General features: G+C 49.3%; 16 protein-coding genes and 3 pseudogenes. 13 read left to right on the top strand and 6 right to left on the bottom strand.

Features of this window, described 5'->3' with window-relative positions:
* Window positions 1-173: 173 nt before the first annotated feature.
* Window positions 174-350: pseudogene (locus H6F76_RS31435) on the bottom strand (DUF1156 domain-containing protein); the annotation flags it as partial.
* A gap of 178 nt (window positions 351-528) precedes the next feature.
* Between H6F76_RS31435 and H6F76_RS09785 the strand changes: the two are divergent.
* On the top strand, window positions 529-1,647 hold the full coding sequence (locus tag H6F76_RS09785) for a hypothetical protein (protein ID WP_190507800.1): 1,119 nt from the start codon (window positions 529-531) through the stop codon (window positions 1,645-1,647).
* Window positions 1,648-1,904: 257 nt separating this feature from the next.
* On the opposite strand, the gene H6F76_RS09780 is transcribed toward H6F76_RS09785, so the two are convergent.
* From H6F76_RS09780 to H6F76_RS09770, 3 genes and pseudogenes are all read right to left on the bottom strand, one after another.
* Entirely contained in the window at window positions 1,905-3,674 is a 1,770-nt protein-coding gene (locus H6F76_RS09780; RefSeq protein WP_190507799.1) for an AAA family ATPase, read from the bottom strand.
* Between the two features lie 14 nt (window positions 3,675-3,688).
* Window positions 3,689-4,112: pseudogene (locus tag H6F76_RS31430) on the bottom strand (hypothetical protein).
* Window positions 4,113-4,468: 356 nt separating this feature from the next.
* A complete protein-coding gene (locus H6F76_RS09770) occupies window positions 4,469-4,648 on the bottom strand; it encodes a hypothetical protein (protein WP_190507798.1) in 180 nt (59 codons plus the stop codon).
* A gap of 20 nt (window positions 4,649-4,668) precedes the next feature.
* Between H6F76_RS09770 and H6F76_RS09765 the strand changes: the two genes are divergently transcribed.
* Window positions 4,669-4,905, top strand: coding sequence for a hypothetical protein (locus H6F76_RS09765; protein WP_190507797.1), 237 nt, complete (start codon window positions 4,669-4,671; stop codon window positions 4,903-4,905).
* A 195-nt stretch (window positions 4,906-5,100) separates the two neighbouring features.
* On the opposite strand, the pseudogene tnpA reads toward H6F76_RS09765, so the two are convergent.
* A pseudogene (gene tnpA / locus H6F76_RS09760) lies at window positions 5,101-5,481 on the bottom strand (IS200/IS605 family transposase).
* Window positions 5,482-5,543: 62 nt separating this feature from the next.
* On the opposite strand from tnpA, the gene H6F76_RS09755 reads away from it, so the two are divergent.
* From H6F76_RS09755 to H6F76_RS09705, 11 genes are all read left to right on the top strand, one after another.
* On the top strand, window positions 5,544-7,049 hold the full coding sequence (locus H6F76_RS09755) for a transposase (protein WP_190507784.1): 1,506 nt from the start codon (window positions 5,544-5,546) through the stop codon (window positions 7,047-7,049).
* A gap of 153 nt (window positions 7,050-7,202) precedes the next feature.
* Window positions 7,203-7,898, top strand: a complete 696-nt coding sequence (locus H6F76_RS09750; RefSeq protein WP_190507782.1) for a hypothetical protein — start codon at window positions 7,203-7,205, stop codon at window positions 7,896-7,898.
* 260 nt (window positions 7,899-8,158) lie between these two features.
* Entirely contained in the window at window positions 8,159-9,370 is a 1,212-nt protein-coding gene (locus tag H6F76_RS09745; RefSeq protein ID WP_190448006.1) for an RNA-guided endonuclease TnpB family protein, read from the top strand.
* A gap of 38 nt (window positions 9,371-9,408) precedes the next feature.
* Window positions 9,409-10,137: a metallophosphoesterase gene (locus H6F76_RS09740; protein ID WP_190507780.1), complete on the top strand. Its 729-nt coding sequence runs from the start codon at window positions 9,409-9,411 to the stop codon at window positions 10,135-10,137.
* 80 nt (window positions 10,138-10,217) lie between these two features.
* Window positions 10,218-10,418 (top strand): hypothetical protein, encoded by a 201-nt coding sequence (locus H6F76_RS09735; RefSeq protein WP_190448002.1) that lies wholly within the window; start codon window positions 10,218-10,220, stop codon window positions 10,416-10,418.
* Window positions 10,419-10,500: 82 nt separating this feature from the next.
* On the top strand, window positions 10,501-11,001 hold the full coding sequence (locus H6F76_RS09730; protein ID WP_190448001.1) for a hypothetical protein: 501 nt from the start codon (window positions 10,501-10,503) through the stop codon (window positions 10,999-11,001).
* Complete coding sequence (locus tag H6F76_RS09725; protein ID WP_190447999.1) at window positions 10,991-11,479, top strand: hypothetical protein; 489 nt, start codon at window positions 10,991-10,993, stop codon at window positions 11,477-11,479. Before H6F76_RS09730 ends, H6F76_RS09725 begins: the two co-directional genes overlap by 11 nt.
* 106 nt (window positions 11,480-11,585) lie before the next feature.
* Window positions 11,586-12,185, top strand: coding sequence for a hypothetical protein (locus H6F76_RS09720; RefSeq protein ID WP_190507778.1), 600 nt, complete (start codon window positions 11,586-11,588; stop codon window positions 12,183-12,185).
* Between the two features lie 34 nt (window positions 12,186-12,219).
* Window positions 12,220-12,516 carry a hypothetical protein gene (locus tag H6F76_RS09715; protein ID WP_190507777.1) on the top strand — a complete coding sequence of 99 codons (297 nt, stop codon included), beginning with the start codon at window positions 12,220-12,222 and terminating at the stop codon, window positions 12,514-12,516.
* Between the two features lie 178 nt (window positions 12,517-12,694).
* Window positions 12,695-13,543: a hypothetical protein gene (locus tag H6F76_RS09710; protein WP_190507775.1), complete on the top strand. Its 849-nt coding sequence runs from the start codon at window positions 12,695-12,697 to the stop codon at window positions 13,541-13,543.
* A gap of 486 nt (window positions 13,544-14,029) precedes the next feature.
* Complete coding sequence (locus H6F76_RS09705; RefSeq protein WP_190507772.1) at window positions 14,030-15,577, top strand: FAD-dependent oxidoreductase; 1,548 nt, start codon at window positions 14,030-14,032, stop codon at window positions 15,575-15,577.
* Between the two features lie 577 nt (window positions 15,578-16,154).
* On the opposite strand, the gene H6F76_RS09700 is transcribed toward H6F76_RS09705, so the two are convergent.
* On the bottom strand, window positions 16,155-16,436 hold a 282-nt coding region (locus tag H6F76_RS09700; protein WP_190507770.1), incomplete at its 5' end, for an ATP-binding cassette domain-containing protein.

Raw genomic sequence — 16,436 nt, 5'->3', positions numbered from 1 at the left:
AAAGGGTATGCCAAAAGTCTTTGCAAAGGTTCGCAATTTTTTTGACGTTGCTTGCGGCTGTGTTTACGGTCTTGGAGACTGAGGACTCTGACGAGTCAGCGCCTTGAAATTCAAGGTGTAGCAATGGCACTAAAGAACCCTTTTCCTACTGGTGTGGCGAATCAGACAGGCAGCAGCAGCGAACCCAACACACTCGCCCGGCTAAACGACAACGGCTTCCGCGAATACCACCGATGCAAGCCTTTGAACGGGTTGCCACCATGCTCGTAATACACCTACTCATTGAGGAGTGTTACAAGCATAATTTTTTCGATAAAGACGGACTTGCGATCAGGTTTAGGGTCGGGCATGGGGCAAGGACGCTGAAATAAAAAGCTCTCTGTCAATTTGCCCTTTTTTACAGGCAGTGTCCCACCAGAGATGACTAGTAACAATATTCGTCTTGTGAGAAATAAACTTCTGTATCCATTTCCTGAAAAGTTAGATCGCTTGTGTAGCCTGTTACAAGCCTTTATCAAGGAGATAGCGATGCCCCCGATTAATATTCTGGTTCTGGTTCATGGCATGGTTCCCGATGAGGAGCCGCGCGACCCCTTAATTACACCGGAACCGCCACAAGGAATCCTGGAAAAACTGTTTGACGATCGCAAAATCGTTATCTATGAAGAGTTCTGGAAGGCGTTAGTAGAGAGACAGCCAGAGTTGGCTAACTTGTTTGAAAACTTTACCCAGACAGCCTCTGATGGCGAAAAGCATACTTTTCCCTTTATTGGCGTGGAGTGGCTGCATGAACTGCCTGCCGCTTCAGAACCATCAGTTGATGAGCTATACGATGATCAACGGTTGACCCGCGCCCAGAATTTCGTTAACGAACGCGTTGCTCACAAAGTACTGCGTGAGGTCAATGAAGAGAACAATTACGTCCTGAAGTTGCTTGGTAGCCGCTATGGTGGCATCACCTATGATCCTCCCACATTGCTCTTTGTCCGCAATCTCGTGGTCGGACTCCGAGAAACCATCGTCACACGCGGACTGGGTGACGTGATTTATTACGCGTCTGCTGATGGCGAAGAACGCGTGCGCAAACGGGTCTATCATCAAGTGCTCAGTCAACTGCACCCTTATCTTGATGAACCCGATGTGCGGCTGCACCTATGGGGGCAAAGCCTTGGCGTTACGCTCACTCACGACTTCCTCTTTGGGCTGTTTAACAGAGACCCCGATTACAGACCAGGCTTCCTCGATCAAGCTGCGACTGAAACGGACAAAACAGATTTTGAGCGCTGGCGAGAGAAAGCAAAAAAAGGCGAGTTGCGCTTGGGTTCACTCACCAGCACTGCATCACAACTCCCGATTCTGCTCATGAGAAGCCAAAAGGTTGTAGATAGTTTTGCTAACAAAAAGTTACTGGATGCCACCGATATTGGCATCACCGATCCGAATCGGGTTTGCTGGAACATCTTCTACGATGTTGACGATCTACTTGGCTTTGGCACTCGCAGGCTTTACAACCACAATCGCGCCATTCAAGAGTTTCAAGTAGACACAGGCGACAACCCTGGCAATGCTCACACCAACTACTGGAAAAACTCGGTTGTACAAGAAAAGACAGCCCAGTTACTTTATAACAACGCACTCATGCCCTAGAACCTAGGTTAGGCAACTGCAGGCAGCTTATAACGTTATTTTGTTGAAAATAAACCAATGGCGAAGTTTGTTTCGACAGACGGTAGCTGCCTGCAATCGTCACAACTAATAAACTATAGATTCTGACTACAGTTCACAGTTTTCTATGCATAGGTCTACTTTAATGAGGGGAAACTATATTGGTCGCTCAAATATTAGGCTCTACGGTACTACTCTTTCAGGCATTTGCAAAATTTAAGCATCTAAGTGAATAGCGATCAAACTCCGTTAGCCTCATGTATAAAACTGACTAATTTAGCAATCATCTTTCGCAGATCCAAAACATCAAGTGTTGGTTCATATTTCACTACTTCGTGGGCGACCTTGACTTTATCTACCCTATCTTTTACGACACCCTTTGCCGTCTTAAAAAATAAGCAATGAGCATATAGTTGCGTGTCAACCATACTGGCAGCCTCCGGGTAAATGCTCCTAACGACACGCTCAAGCACTTCTGGTGCAATGTAATTTTCAATTTCTCGACCTTTAGTAATCCATGCAAATCCAGGTCCCTGGTTAAACCCGTCTCTGATTCTTCGTTTTGTGGCGTTAATTGGGCTGTGTGAACTAGCGCGATCGCTGTCAATTAAAATAGAAATATAACGATTCAGTCTCCGTAGAGAAATAAATTCTTCAATTTCAGGATCTAACGCGGTTAAGTGGCTAAGCAACCTACCCCCATAGAACATGATTGAATAATGCACGCCTTCAATTAACGAGGAATCGCTAGCTTGTATCCAATGTCTGAGATAAATTCGATCTGATGGTCCTTCCACCCAAATTACACAATTTGCTTGAAGTAAATCAGAAGCTCGATAACCTAAATCTGCACATATTAAGGCTTTGCCTACTGACGTATAAACAGGTTCAACTGTAGACTGTCCATGTTGATGTCGAACATGAAAGATACTTACGCCAGGAGTATCAAGTAGATGAGCGGAATGGGTCGTTATGAAGTATTGATTGTTTGTATTGACACTTAAATATCGTAAAAGTTTCTTTTGTAACAGAGGATGGAGATGAAGTTCTGGTTCTTCGATGCAAAGAATTTGTCCCTGAATAACTGTTGCCGCTGCTGCTAAAATTACGACTTCATGAATTCCTGTACCAAGTGAGGCTAAAGGTAAAGTCCTTCGATCCATATGAACCAAAATCATATTGCGGTCATGTGGAATCTCTAAGGTAGCTGTAGGGTTGTCTGTAACAGTACGCAAAAAGTTATTTATTTGCTCAAATTGCTCTTTAAGAGGTTGTTGCTCAAGCTTTGGATTTTGTAGTTCAGCTAGCCTATCTATTAAACCATTACCACTATGGTCTCGTGTTACGGTTGAACCTGGATCTCCAACCTTTCTAATTGCAGGAATAAGCGCAACATCTGGTATTTCAATTTGTGCTGGGCTTAATACTCGCAAAGTCTCAGGTATCCAATTTTGTTGAATATTTCCCCCAGAGCGGCGACTTTGTGGAGTGCTGGTTAAAATTTCCCATGCGTCCAGCCACTCATGCTCTGCCAATACTTGTTCTTGCAATATCTCATCGATTTGATTTGATGAGAATACTAATTGCTCTCCCCAATTTCCTTCATATTTAAACCATGCTAACGAAGTCCCCTTTGATAAGGCTTCTGCCTGAAGAATACGTTGAACTAAACCTTTGCCATAACTCCCTCTTGATTCCAGTTGGCGCTCATATTTCTTCAAAATAGTTTTTATATAAAAATCAGAGTCAAACTTACAGCCAAATTCAACAATCAATTTGCCTGTACTATCTTTAAGTGGACGATCGAGAGCATCTATATCCCACTTCCGTACTCTAGAAATAGTTGATTGTTGTGCTACTTGATAGTGCCGAGCAAGAAATGAAAGAATATTGGACTTTCCTGAATTGTTCTGCCCTACGATTAAATTTAACTTTCTGAACGGTCCAATTCTTTGAAGTTCGCTACCAAAGCTTCTATACCCTGCAACACCAAATCCTTCTATAAACATCAAAATCTCTCGCTTTAATCTCCCAATAGCACTCGAATTGCCCTCAGTGCTTGGCTCCGTTTCCCATTTAACACTTTCGCAAACCAGTAGTGCGATTCCTCATTGCTCATCGCCCTTCTCCCTGAGGTAATATTGGCAATCCGATCAGGCTTCGAGAGCGGTTGCAAGGTCTGAAAGAGCAGTGCCAGATTCACCCTCGACTCCTCATTTCAACACATAGGCAGTCTGTTAGGACTGGCTCAACATCTTTGGGTCATACCCATTCGCCTTCAAGCATTCACAAATTGCCTGCCGCGCTTGCACCAATGTCTGTCCCTTCAGCCGCCCAATCCGCTTTGCTGCTGGACGCTTCTTTTCGCCTGCCTTCTTATAGGCACGCTGATATAACTCCAGGGCAAAGTTGTTGTTATCAGTAGGCACACAGCACGGAGCCGAAATTCCTACGTATGACGGGGGAACACAACAGACAAAGATAGGGCAGTCACCCTACAGACCTAATATGTTACTTGTGCTGTCAAGTTTAGGCGATCGCCTGGGTTTCGCCCTAACGCTTGAGCAATCGCTCCCAGTTCCTGCCCTTCTGGTGCTACAGGTAAGGCAATAGAACACGTAGAGCGGTGCTTTCAGTAGTATATAGGTGGAAACTGGGTGAGAACTAGCCTTCAAGTTAGTACTTTTCGCTTGGCAGTAGACACAACGTGCTGTCGCACCAGTAGGGTAGCAAAGTGGAGCCTGGAGTGCAAAAAGCAGCTTCGTGGTCACTGCGCCGCGTTCGTAGAAAACGGAAGTGGAAACTACAGCCAGCGTCTAGCCCCGAACGGGGTTAACGCTTTTTGGTTTGTGTCGGCAGCGAAATGAGCGATCGTGTTGGGTGGTTGTGGTGTTTTGGTTGTGGCTGAGCGGAAAACGAGCACAGTAGAAGCCGTCCGGTCAGGTCGCTGTCGCTTCGGTGGGGTGAGATCCAAGACAACCATATAACAAGGAGTAATCCACCATGTCTCAACCCAAATCCGGCTACGCTTACCTCGCCTCGCAATATTTCGGTTTGTGCGGTGCCATTCGCAAGGCACTGACTGGCAATGGTCGTAACATAGACAACGCTGCTGCTGAAGTGCTGATCACGACCGCAACCGTCCGAGTTGAAGGCAAAAACAGCATTTACTTCAAGGACTCGGTTGCCAACCTGCGTGCCACCCTTAAAGCGCTCAAAGCTCAAACTGCCAATGCCTAGTTCATAGGTTTGACCAGAACCAACCTGCCCCCAAAGGGCATTGGTTTTTTTCATTGGTCGTTAACACTGATCCCCACACAAGATTAGCGGATCGGACTGGTAGCCCCACGCCTTCAGGTCGGGGTGGAAAGTCCAACGAGCGCTTTTAAGCGCCGTCTCCTGGCCGTTTAGTGCGTATGGTGTGGATACGTTGATCTAACGTTCAATCACCGCTTGGCTGACCTTGCAAGCCGTAGAATGCCAGTAAGAGCGCGTCCACAAGCTTGGTAGCTTGTTCAGGTGCGGAAACGCGTCTCGCAAAAACCGTGATGATCTCCCCTTGAAGGCGTTAGCGATCTGAGTAATAGAGTCTTGAGGCTGATGCCGGACAAATCAGTGAATGTAGTTTGGTTCTACCGTCAGTGCCAAAACTGCTCAGCGCTTTTCAATTGCCAAATGGTAAAAGATCTCTTGACAACGTACTGCTACATCTCCTCGCAGCACTAGCTTGCGGCGTACTGGAAGCCAAACTAGATGGACGGTGGCAATTCCGACTGAGTGATTTTCATAATCATATGCAAATGCTTCTTTCCTCATAAAAACTTGTTGATAGAGGTTCAATATCAACAGTATGCTTGTACCAGTTGGCAAAAGACATCATGCCTCGCAGTAAAACACCATCCTTTGTCACAGACATTCCCTTAGTGGTCGATTCCGCTCAGGAAAAGGTTTTGCTGTCTCGGTGGCAAGCTGGACGGCAGTTGTATAACGCCTGTCTCAATGAAGCAATGGTACGCCTGGCGTTAGTGAGACAAGCTGAAGCCTATCAAGCGGCTCGTAAACTGCCCAAAGGCAAGCTCAGAACCGAGGCGTTCAGTGCCGTTCGTACGGCTTATCGCTACAGTGAGTTTGCGTTGCACTCGTATGCCAAACTGACGGCTGACCGCTCCCAATGGCTGGCAGAGAAGCTGGATGCGAATACGCAGCAGACGATCGCTACCCGCGCCTTTAAGACCAGTGAACGGGTGTTATTTGGTAAGGCTAAGAAGGTGCGCTACAAGGTGCCAACGCGCTTCCGCTGTATGGAAGGCAAAACCAACAAGCAGGGGATTCGTTGGACGGCTGAGGGTCTGACTTGGGGCAAGCTGTGCCTCCCTGGCATGCTTGACCCCGATAATGAGGTGATGCAGCACGGTCTTGCCAGTCCCATCAAGTACGTCCGCCTGCTGTGGCGGGAACTGAACGGTGTCCGGCGCTGGTATGCCCAACTCATTTGCGAAGGCTTGCCTTACGCCAAACCGGAAAACTATGTCTCAAAAGGCACTGTAGGGTTAGATCTGAACGTTTCCAACGTGGCGTTTGTCGCCGATGATCAGGCTGGCTTACTGCCGTTTGCTGAAGGTGTACCCACGTTTGAGCAAGAAATTAGCGCCTTGCAACGCCAGATGGAGCGCTCCAAGCGTGCCAACAATCCTGACAATTTTGAGCCTGCTTTCACAGCTCGGCGGGGACGCAAGACTGTCAAGAAAAAAGGCAAGTCCAAGAAAGGGAAACGCCAGTGGCACAACTCAAACCGCTATCGTACTCTCACCCGCAAGAAGCGGGAGCTAGAGCGCCGTAAAGTTGCTTATGCTAAGTCTCAAAACCGCCAATTGGTGAATGAGATTCTGCGGCATGGCAACCACATCCAAACTGAACGAGTGTCAGTGAAGGGTTGGCAGAAGCGGTATGGTAAAGCCATTGCTGCGAAGTCGCCCGGATTCTTTCAAGCCGAACTGGTGCGCAAAGCTGCAAACGCTGGCGGGTCAGTCACCAAGTTTTCGACTCAGACAACAGCGCTATCGCAAACGCATCTGACCGGGGAGCGGATCAAAAAGTCTCTCTCAGAACGAGTGCATTATGACCAGACTGGTATTGTGATGCACCGCGATTTGTTTAGCGCGTATCTGGCTCGATACATTGTTCAGGACAAGCTCTCCTTGCAGGATGCTGTAGACCAGTATCCGGGGATGGAAGCCGCCTTGCTAGGGGCATGGGAGCATTTTCAATCTGCAAAGCGAGTAGGCGTTGCCGAAAGCCCGAAGTCTGAACCTCCGGTAGAGCAGATCCCTAGTCACTCAGAAAAGGCAAGCCAGATCAGCCATTCAGGGCTAAAAGCTTGCTAAAGGTTCAGAGGAATCCCCCAGCGGAGCGGTGCTTTAGCAGGGGGAGGTTTCAAAAGCAATCTCAAAACAATCGCCTACTTCAGCTACCAAGACCTCACAATCGCCATCAGCGAAAAGAGACAGACAAGCACCCACTATGTCGGTTGGGAAGCAGTGGCAACTCGCAGTCATGTGGTTGTCAAAGACTACCTGACTTATGTCTACCCCAACCGCAACTGGACGTCTTACCAGACACCAGAGCAGGAGGGTCGTGCTTTCCTGCTGTTTCTGCATGAAGCGACCAAGACCCCAACGCCCGCACCCGAAAACGTAGAAATTTCAGAGAGCAACGCGCGGCAACGGCTACGTAAAGGGTTGGTCAAAGCAGCCCTGAAAGGCACGTTGATTGGTCTGACTAACTCAGGTGTAAAAGAGGGTGCTTGTCTCCAAACAGCGCTGTTTGCCCTCGAAACCGCAGAGCAAACGCTGTTACTCACGGACGCAACCCCCTTGCAACGGCAGCTATTAAAGGTGCTGACCCTGGAGGCGTTCACAGTCTGGCTTAAGACCCATGACCCATTGGCGACAGTGGGCAGCCTGGACAACCAGGAGCATCCTCTCTGTCGCTTCGTACAGCAGTATGGTCTCGAACTGAACTTCTCCAACCTCGCTCTCTATGACGACACCGGGGCTTGTGTACTCGGTAATGACGGCAACTTTCCTCTTTCGCATGAACTGCCGCTCGACATTGCAGGGGAGTGGCTCCCAGCACTGCTGGAGTGGAAAACGTTTAACCCAGACACGGACACAGAGTTCCCCACCTTCACTGCCGGGGAAGTGCTGCAATTTCTGGAACCGTTCCAGCGCTAAACCCACCCTCTCCCTGCCCCTGCTACAGCGTCAGCCTGCAAGGGCACTTTTTCTGGCAGCAAACGCTATGCAGCAACACGTCTTAGCTCTTAGACGGGAAGCTCCGCGCTCTACCTGAAAGGTGAGCGTCGGGATGAAAGGCGCGTGAGTTGAGGTGCGTTATCTGACCGCTTCTGTAAGACAGAGAAGGCAACAGCACTGAAACGAACACCTTAACTACAGCTTTTAGCATCAATCTGGAAACACGCTAAGCTGATGATATGTTGAAAGCGACAAAAGTACGCATTTACCCCACTGCTGAGCAAGTGAGCCAGTTGTCCAAAGACTTTGGTGCAACACGATGGTTGTGGAATCAGTCGCTCTCTTTGATGTCTCAGACGTACAAAGAGACGGGTAAAGGCGTGTCTGCTTACGACATGAAGAAGCGGATACCAGCTTTAAAGCAAGAGTTTGAATGGTTAAAGGAGACTTATTCGCAATGCCTCCAGCAAGCCGTTCTACATCTTTCGCAGGCGTTTATCAACTTCTTTGAGGGCAGGGCAAAATATCCCACCTTCAAGAGTAAGTTTGCTCGTCAGTCTGTGCAATACCCTCAAAACGTGAAGATGTTGGATGGGGTAGCAATCAAGTTTCCTGGCAATCTCGGTACGGTCAGAGCCAAGCTGCATCGGGCTTTGCCCACAGGTGCAATCAAGACTGTCACCGTTTCAAAAACACCAGATGAGCGCTACTACGCTTCGTTGCTCATTGATGACGGCAAAGCGATGCCTGAAAGCAGCAGCGATGGTAAGGCGGTTGGGCTTGACTTGGGGTTAATTGATTTTGTTGTCACCTCTGATGGCTCCAAGTTTCACAACCCGAAGCACCTCCAAAAACACGCTAAGAACCTGAAACGCAAACAGCAGAAGCTATCCCGCAAGCAAAAGGGTAGTAAGACACGCTGCAAAGCGCGTCGCCTGGTGGCTAAAGTTCATAGCAAAATCGCTAGGGTCAGAGAGGATTTTCTCCACAAACTATCCCGCAAGCTAGTCAACGAAAACCAAGTTGTGGTGGTGGAAAATCTGGCAGTGAAAAACATGGTCAAGAATCACACCCTCGCCAAAGCCATCAGCGACGCTGGTTGGGGAAAGTTCTGCACGATGTTGAAATACAAAGCTGAGTTTGACGGCAAGACCTATCTAGAAATCGATCGGTTCTTTCCTTCCTCGCACCTTTGCTCCAACACACTGCTATCGCTCCCCAAGCTGGCTCTCTCTGTGCGCTCCTTCCTTTGCCCTCACTGTGGTCAGCGGCATGACCGGGATGTCAATGCCGCGATCAATATCAAGAATGAAGGCTTGCGGTTATTGGCGTTGGGAATCAGCGCTACTGCCAATCGAGGGAGTGTAAATCCGAAGGGTGCTGGACGTAAAAAAGCCATGCACTCCGAGGTTGCTTCCGTTGAAGTTGGAAGCCCGCGCTCTATCGCCTAACGATGAGCGTCAGGTAATTCACTCAAGAGGCTAGCCACATGGCAGGCATAATTATTGGGGACGTGCATGGGCATTTTGAGGGACTCATGTCTCTGCTGACACTGGCAGCCTCACCAGCGGACAAGCTGTACTTCCTCGGCGATCTGATTGACCGAGGACCACAGAGTAAGCAAGTAATCGACTTTGTGAAAGACGGTGGGCACGCCTGCCTGCTAGGAAATCACGAAGCAATGGCTTTGGGTGCCCTGCTGGGAGACGCTAACAGCTACCTGAACTGGCTGCGTAATGGCGGCACCCAGACGCTCAAGGAGTACGGCGGCATAACCGAAGGACTGAACGCATTCACGGCTAACCTCGACTGGTTGCAGTCCCTACCGCTCTACCTTGACCTGGGAGACCTTCTCTTAGTACACGCTGGGCTTATGCCTGGTCTGCCACTGGAAGAGCAGACAGCTGAGGAGTGTTGCTGGATCAGGGACGAGTTTCTCAGCAGTAAGAAGCCACTGTTCCTGGGTGAGAAAACGATCATTGTTGGTCACACGATCACGTTTCTGCTCAAAACCGAGAACGGCTCACAAGTCCCGGTGGGCAACCTTGCCCAAGGACCGAACTGGTATGACCTGGAAACAGGGGTGTACCATAGCAAAAGTGGTTGGTTGACTGCACTTAACTGGGAAACACAAACCGTCTACCAGGTGAACGTGCTCACAGACGAGGCCAGAGTCCGTCGTCTGGTCGACAGCGCAACGCCAGTCCGCCTGTCTTGACGACGCACATGCCCCAAACCCCTTCCCTTTCCGCACTCAATGGCTTCTGCTGTTGAGTGTTTTTTTGTTCTGGAACGCCCATGACGGAAGCAAACTCAATACCGCGTTGGGGCGAACCGGGTTGGGATAGCCTGCCTTACGTAGTCAAAGCGGCTGAAATGCAAGCCTTTCTGACCCGTGTGGGCTATGACCCTGAAAAGCACCGTCATGAGTCAGAACACGAACAGTTGACAAAACGGATCAGCAGTCTGGAGCACGAAGTACAGACACTCAAGCTATAGCTAAAACGCTGGGTTGACACTGAGCAAGCGGCAGCACAGCAGCGACTTAACGCCCAAAAGAACCTCTAAGAGTAGGAGAGACATGAGTAAGTTTGGTTGGAGCTACCCTCCAGGTGTAACAAGCCTGCCGTGGGACAACGAAGAAGACGACGAACGGTGTGCGATCGCGCAGTGGGTTGACCGTTGGTTAGGAACTACATGGTCGTTCAAGCAACACTACATTTACCGCAGCCGGTTAAGAAGCAAGAACGGCTGGACGTACAAGCTCACTTTGCTCTGGGTGTACAGCTTTTACCTTTACTGGCACAACCGCAAAAACTTTAACCTGCGTTTGTCCCTCCTGAAGGCAGGGCAGCGTTGCCACCCAGACGAACAGGAAGTGCAGCTTGTCTTTGCGGTCGACACGACCAGCGACCTGACCTTAGACCGCTTTCTACACCTCGCTCTCAGCGCGTCTCTGCCGCCGATTGAGGAACAGGCAGCGAAAGCGGAAGACGCTGACACTGGCTTCTTTAGCGCACCTATGCAGTCGTTATGGCAACACAGACACGTTTTTGAGCGGTGGCAAGGCTATGAAAAATGACCTCACTGAGCAATTGACTGAAGCGCTGGACCAGGCGCTACGGCTGCTAAACCCAAACAACGAAGAACATATACTAACCTTAGTTGAAGGTTGGGCTACTCTGGCAAAAGCTGAAAGTCAGACAGTAGCGTTCTTCTACGAGCAACGGGGACTGGAAGCAATGCCCAGTCTACTAGGAGCAATCGGTGTCAATGAATGGGATTGGGCTTGCAGCTTCGACTTGCCCACTGGCTACGCAACACGGGTTGCAGTGACGCAAAACATGCGCGACGACGCTTTATGGTGGGCGATTGCTCTGGAGTCGCCTGAAGGGGAACATGGTTCGCTCAGCTTCACTGTTGCGACCGTAGGCAGCGAAGACGTAGCAAGAGTGGTTCATGTTGTGGAAACCGCACTTTGTTTTGAGGGCTACGATGTCTTCGTCGGCTCTGAAAACGAGTGGCAAATGTATCGGCAATCGTTTGGAGAACCTGTATAACGAATCACACAAACTTCGCAGACGACCCACCTATACGGCCCCATCCAGGCAGCAGAGCGGTACCAAGTACAATGAACATGACCAGAGATTGCAAGTAACTCAAGCTATGGCTTACAACCAATTCAGTCTCCGCAAAGCCGTGCGAGACTTTGACTTAAAGGTAGTAGAAGTCGAAAACTTTCTGCCTCCTATTGAGCCAATCATGCCGAGTCACTTGTTGAGCGAAACGCTGAAGCAAAACGTCCCTTGGGCAGCAGTCGGCAGCGAAAAAGCTAGGTCTGAAGGCATTATCAATCCTGTCTTACTAGAGTTAAGACGGCTCTTGCCTGGGCAAGTCAGTGTGTTTTCGGGAGAAGAGTTTAATGTCGATCCTAGTCGTGAACTCACTGGCTACTGTGACTTCCTGGTCAGCAAATCACCTGAGCAACTGTTTATTGAAGCGCCTGCAATCATTGTGGTTGAAGCTAAAAAAGCCGACATTAGCACGGGGTTAGGTCAATGTGCTGCTGAAGTCGTAGCGGCTCAAATCTTTAACAAGCAGAACGGACTGTGCGGCAGCCCTGTGTTCGGCAGTGTGAGTAACGGCACTCAGTGGCGCTTTCTCAAGCTCGAAGAACAAACACTGACAATCAACTTGCTTGACCATACGCTACCACCCGTTGACACGATACTCGGCGTTTTGGTCTGGCTATTACAGCCTCGGTAAACTGAGCTTTGCAGCTCAAGCCAAATAAACAACCATGCTCGACCCCCAAGGCTCTTCAGGCCAAAACAACATCGACATTAGCGCCAAAATTAACCTCAACGAGTCACAAGCGGCTATTGTTGCCGCCTTAGTCAACGGAAACTGTTGGTTACAGCAAGACCCTAGAACCAAAGCCTATCAGCTTTATTACAATGGTACCAAATTAGGTTATGCACTCTCAGAAGCTGAAGTCACGCAGCTCATAGCACAAGGACTGGTTGGCAAAGTAGAGCAAATCAAACTCACTCCAGAAGGCAGAATATGGGCAACGCAGAGTCAGCAGCTTCCTTAAATTTGTCCTTAAAAGTCAAAAGACGCTAATACAAGTGAGAGGGTTTACCAGTCTGTTTTTGGTCGTTCCTGACTCTCCTCATAGGGCGTTAGGTTGGCTGGTCACGAGGCAAGTTAAACTAACCACAGAGCGGGGTAACGCCAACGTCTTTCCTACCCTTTACTTCGAAAACTAGGACATGGCAATAGTCAAGCCAGGCTACCAGTCCCAAGCCAGTGACACCAGTCTTGAGACTGACGTATATGAGTTTGCGTTGCTGCGGCAAAAGTCGAACAGCGATCGCTTTCTCATGACAACTGCCTTCACAAGCTCGACCCGTCGTTTCTGCGTTAGTGGGCTATACCAACGTCACCCAAACTTGACAGAAGCAGAACTAGCGCCTTACGTCGCTAAGGCTTTTTTAGGCCTTGACGCTGTTCCCTTTCCAATCACAGGCACTGTAATGACGTGGATTCAGGATTCAAATGAATTAGCGCTCTTGCTCCATAATTTATTGACCGAGATCCAGGTGCCCTACTACATTACTGGGGGTGTGGCTTCTTCAACCTATGGCGAAGTGAGGGCAACCAGAGACCTTGACATTGTGTTCACACTAGAACAAACCCAACTGTCAGTACTGGTCAGCCAACTAGAAGCAAACGGCTTCTATGTCCCCGGTGTTGAAGATTTAAGGGACGGTCGCGTGCAGACACTCAGTATTACCCACCAAGTAACCATTTCACGCTGCGACTTAGTCCTTGCTCAAGACAGCAAGTTTGATCGACTCAAATTTGCCCGCAGACAGTTAATTAACATTATTGGCTACGGATCGGTTTATTTCGCTTCGCCTGAAGACCTTGTACTGAACAAATTGCGTTGGGGGCAGCGTTCAAACTCTGAAAAGCAATGGCGAGACGTGATCGGCATACTCAAAGTACAAGGTCAAGCATTAGACTTTGACTACCTTTTCCAGTGGGCAGAAACACTGGATCTTACAGAAGCACTCAGTCAAGCAATCATAGCTGCTGGACTAACCACAGAAAGGTGACTTACCCTTTCTCCCTACCGGCTCTCTACCGTCCCATCAGTGTGACTTCAACACTCACTACAAAGGGGAGACAGCATGGGAGCACCGCACAAGTTGGACAATATCTTTGCTGGTTGTGATTGCAGCTACAGAAAGCGCTTTGGTTGGCACGTCAACTTGATTGCTGGCTGAACGATGAACTGGCACCGCCAACATGCTTCATGCAGGCGGTCGATTGGACACAGATAACCTTTGCAACTCACTGACCGCATGGTCGCACCTCAGCGCAGCAACTGGTTAGGCAGCTGTTAGACGTGCTTAAGGTTTGCGATCATCACGTTCGTTGCCTAAGGTCGGTGAAAATTTCGCCACTACCAGTTCTAGCAACTCGCTCTAATGGTTTGCTGAGTGTTGCTTTTGCCGCCTCTCCTCCTTGCGAGAGACCCTCGCTTTTATGAAGTTGTGTAAAGATTTCTGAGAGAGGGCAAAGAATTTAAGGCAGCAGTAATGTACAAAAGTTCCGGGCAAAGCACTTCGGTTTGGATGGAAACCGCAACAATTCCTGAGCAGCCAGCCTTAACAGAAACCCTTCATGCCGATGTTTGTGTGGTTGGAGCAGGCATTGCAGGGCTAGCAACGGCTTACTTGTTGGCAAAGCAGCAGAAAGCTGTAGTAGTGCTAGAGGGTAGGGCGATTGGGGGTGGTCAAACGGTTCGGACGACCGCTCATCTTGCTACCGCCTTGGATGATCGCTATGACGAGATTGAAGCTACTCGTGGTAAGGAAGCGGCAAAATTAGTTGCAGACAGCTTCACAGCAGCGATCGCACGGGTTGAAGCCATCGTCACTGCCGAAAACATTGACTGCGATTTCGAGCGGCTGGATGGCTACTTGTTTGCAGCCACACTAGATGATGCTAAAGAGCTGGACCAAGAGTTGGAAGCAGCTCATCGTGCCGGTTTAATGGGTGTTGAAAAACTGGCGAAGCCGCCCATCACCAGCGCTGCCGTGGGTCCCTGCTTGTGCTTTCCGCAACAAGCTCAGTTTGACCCCCAGAAATATCTTGCAGGTTTGGCAGCTGCCATCATCCGTTATGGCGGACGAATTTACACTCACACCCACGTCAGTGAAGTCAAGGGTGGCTCTCCAACCGAGGTGAAAACACAAGCAGGATTCACTGTCACCGCTGATGCGCTTGTGATTGCAACGAACTCTCCCATTAACGATCGCGTCTTTACACACCTAAAGCAAGCCGCTTATCAGACCTATGTGATTGCGGCAAAAGTGCCCGCTGGTGCGGTTGCTAAAGGTCTCTATTGGGATACACTCGACCCCTATCACTACATTCGCACGCAAACGATGAACAGCAATGGGCAAGCTTACGATTTGCTCATTGTGGGGGGCGAAGACCATAAGACCGGACAGGCCGATGATGCCGACGCTCGCTATGCTGCCTTAGAAACCTGGACCAAAGAACGCTTTCCCATGGTTGAAAGCATTGAGTATCGCTGGTCCGGTGAGGTGATGGAATCAGCTGATGGACTGGCATACATTGGGCAAAGCCCGGACCAGGCAGAGAATGTTTACATTGCAACGGGTGATTCAGGCATGGGAATGACTCATGGCACGATCGCTGGCATGCTCTTGACTGACCTGATTTTAGGACACCAAAATCCCTGGAAGAATCTATATAACCCAGGACGAGTACCTGTGGGCGCAGCGGCTGACCTGCTTACAGAAGGGGTGAATGTCGTAACGCAGTATGCCGCTTGGGTTACAGGTGGTGAGATTGAGGATGCTAAACAGTTAACCCCAGGAACAGGGGCGATCATTCGACACGGATTGACCAAAGTGGCTGCTTACTGCGATGACGCTGGTGAACTACATGAATGTTCAGCCGTTTGCCCGCATTTGGGCTGCATTGTTGCTTGGAACTCTGCTGAAAAATCTTGGGATTGTCCTTGTCATGGTTCACGCTTTGGTGCAACAGGTGAAGTCATCAATGCACCCACGATTGCAGGCTTAAGTGCCGTAAACGCTAGTGTTAGAAAATAAGTTAGTGCGCCTTTAAGCAGCAACGTTGCAATGACGGTTGGCTATGAAGGTAACGAAAACTTGTCTGACCGCAGGGGGTTCTTGCCAAGATGCATCTTTGCATAGCACCAAAGATGCAGCAGTTTAACATTCCGCTTCACCATCTGTGACTGAGCAAAAGATTTTGCGCAATTTGCAAATAGATAGCACAAGCTTATAAAGTTGAAACTCGTGCGCGTTGCAGGGTTTGATTCACTGCCAATTGCTGTTCCTTAAAGGCAGTTGGATGTCAACTTATCAGAAGCTAAAACACTAGACTGGAGCTGCTCTGACTCGTTGCGCAACTCATTTGCAAATCGCGCTATATTTTCTGCTCATTTACATGGTGTGATTAACGCTGAAGTCTAACAACAAAGGCCACAAGGTAGACGACAAACGAAATAATTAAAACCTATGGCTTACAATCAATTTAGCCTCCAAAGGGCGGTGAAAGACTAGGTGCTGCCCGTTACCCTCAGCAACCTGTTACTCGAAACATTAGGACGCAACCGCCCGTAGGCGCTCACGGTAGACAACGAAAAAGCTCGGTTTGAAAGTATTATTCGGCTGCAGCAACCAAGTCGGGATGATTTGCCAGACGACCATCTTCCATGTACACAATGCGATCGGCAATGTCTAAAATGCGGTTGTCATGAGTCACAAGTAAGATGGTACAACCTTGTTCTGCTGCTAGTTTCTGCATTAGTTCCACCACATCACGCCCCGACTTTTTATCCAGCGCGGCAGTAGGTTCATCAGCCAGGACAAGCTTGGGACGGCTGACTAGGGCACGGGCAATTGCCACTCGCTGCTTTTGTCCACCCGATAAGCTATCTGGGTA

The sequence above is a fragment of the Leptolyngbya sp. FACHB-321 genome, from assembly GCF_014695975.1.
Lineage (GTDB): Bacteria > Cyanobacteriota > Cyanobacteriia > Leptolyngbyales > Leptolyngbyaceae > Stenomitos.
The sequence above is the reverse complement of the archived record's forward strand: the minus strand, read 5'-3'. Positions and strand labels throughout refer to the sequence as shown.

What these genes read in the sequence shown, in the direction of transcription:
- H6F76_RS09785 (WP_190507800.1), top strand. Translation starts at nt 529, where the DNA reads ATGCCCCCGATTAATATTCTGGTTCTGGTTCATGGCATGGTTCCCGAT.
- H6F76_RS09780 (WP_190507799.1), bottom strand. Translation starts at nt 3,674, where the DNA reads ATGTTTATAGAAGGATTTGGTGTTGCAGGGTATAGAAGCTTTGGTAGC.
- H6F76_RS09770 (WP_190507798.1), bottom strand. Translation starts at nt 4,648, where the DNA reads ATGGTTGTCTTGGATCTCACCCCACCGAAGCGACAGCGACCTGACCGG.
- H6F76_RS09765 (WP_190507797.1), top strand. Translation starts at nt 4,669, where the DNA reads ATGTCTCAACCCAAATCCGGCTACGCTTACCTCGCCTCGCAATATTTC.
- H6F76_RS09755 (WP_190507784.1), top strand. Translation starts at nt 5,544, where the DNA reads ATGCCTCGCAGTAAAACACCATCCTTTGTCACAGACATTCCCTTAGTG.
- H6F76_RS09745 (WP_190448006.1), top strand. Translation starts at nt 8,159, where the DNA reads ATGTTGAAAGCGACAAAAGTACGCATTTACCCCACTGCTGAGCAAGTG.
- H6F76_RS09740 (WP_190507780.1), top strand. Translation starts at nt 9,409, where the DNA reads ATGGCAGGCATAATTATTGGGGACGTGCATGGGCATTTTGAGGGACTC.
- H6F76_RS09735 (WP_190448002.1), top strand. Translation starts at nt 10,218, where the DNA reads ATGACGGAAGCAAACTCAATACCGCGTTGGGGCGAACCGGGTTGGGAT.
- H6F76_RS09730 (WP_190448001.1), top strand. Translation starts at nt 10,501, where the DNA reads ATGAGTAAGTTTGGTTGGAGCTACCCTCCAGGTGTAACAAGCCTGCCG.
- H6F76_RS09725 (WP_190447999.1), top strand. Translation starts at nt 10,991, where the DNA reads ATGAAAAATGACCTCACTGAGCAATTGACTGAAGCGCTGGACCAGGCG.
- H6F76_RS09720 (WP_190507778.1), top strand. Translation starts at nt 11,586, where the DNA reads ATGGCTTACAACCAATTCAGTCTCCGCAAAGCCGTGCGAGACTTTGAC.
- H6F76_RS09715 (WP_190507777.1), top strand. Translation starts at nt 12,220, where the DNA reads ATGCTCGACCCCCAAGGCTCTTCAGGCCAAAACAACATCGACATTAGC.
- H6F76_RS09710 (WP_190507775.1), top strand. Translation starts at nt 12,695, where the DNA reads ATGGCAATAGTCAAGCCAGGCTACCAGTCCCAAGCCAGTGACACCAGT.
- H6F76_RS09705 (WP_190507772.1), top strand. Translation starts at nt 14,030, where the DNA reads ATGTACAAAAGTTCCGGGCAAAGCACTTCGGTTTGGATGGAAACCGCA.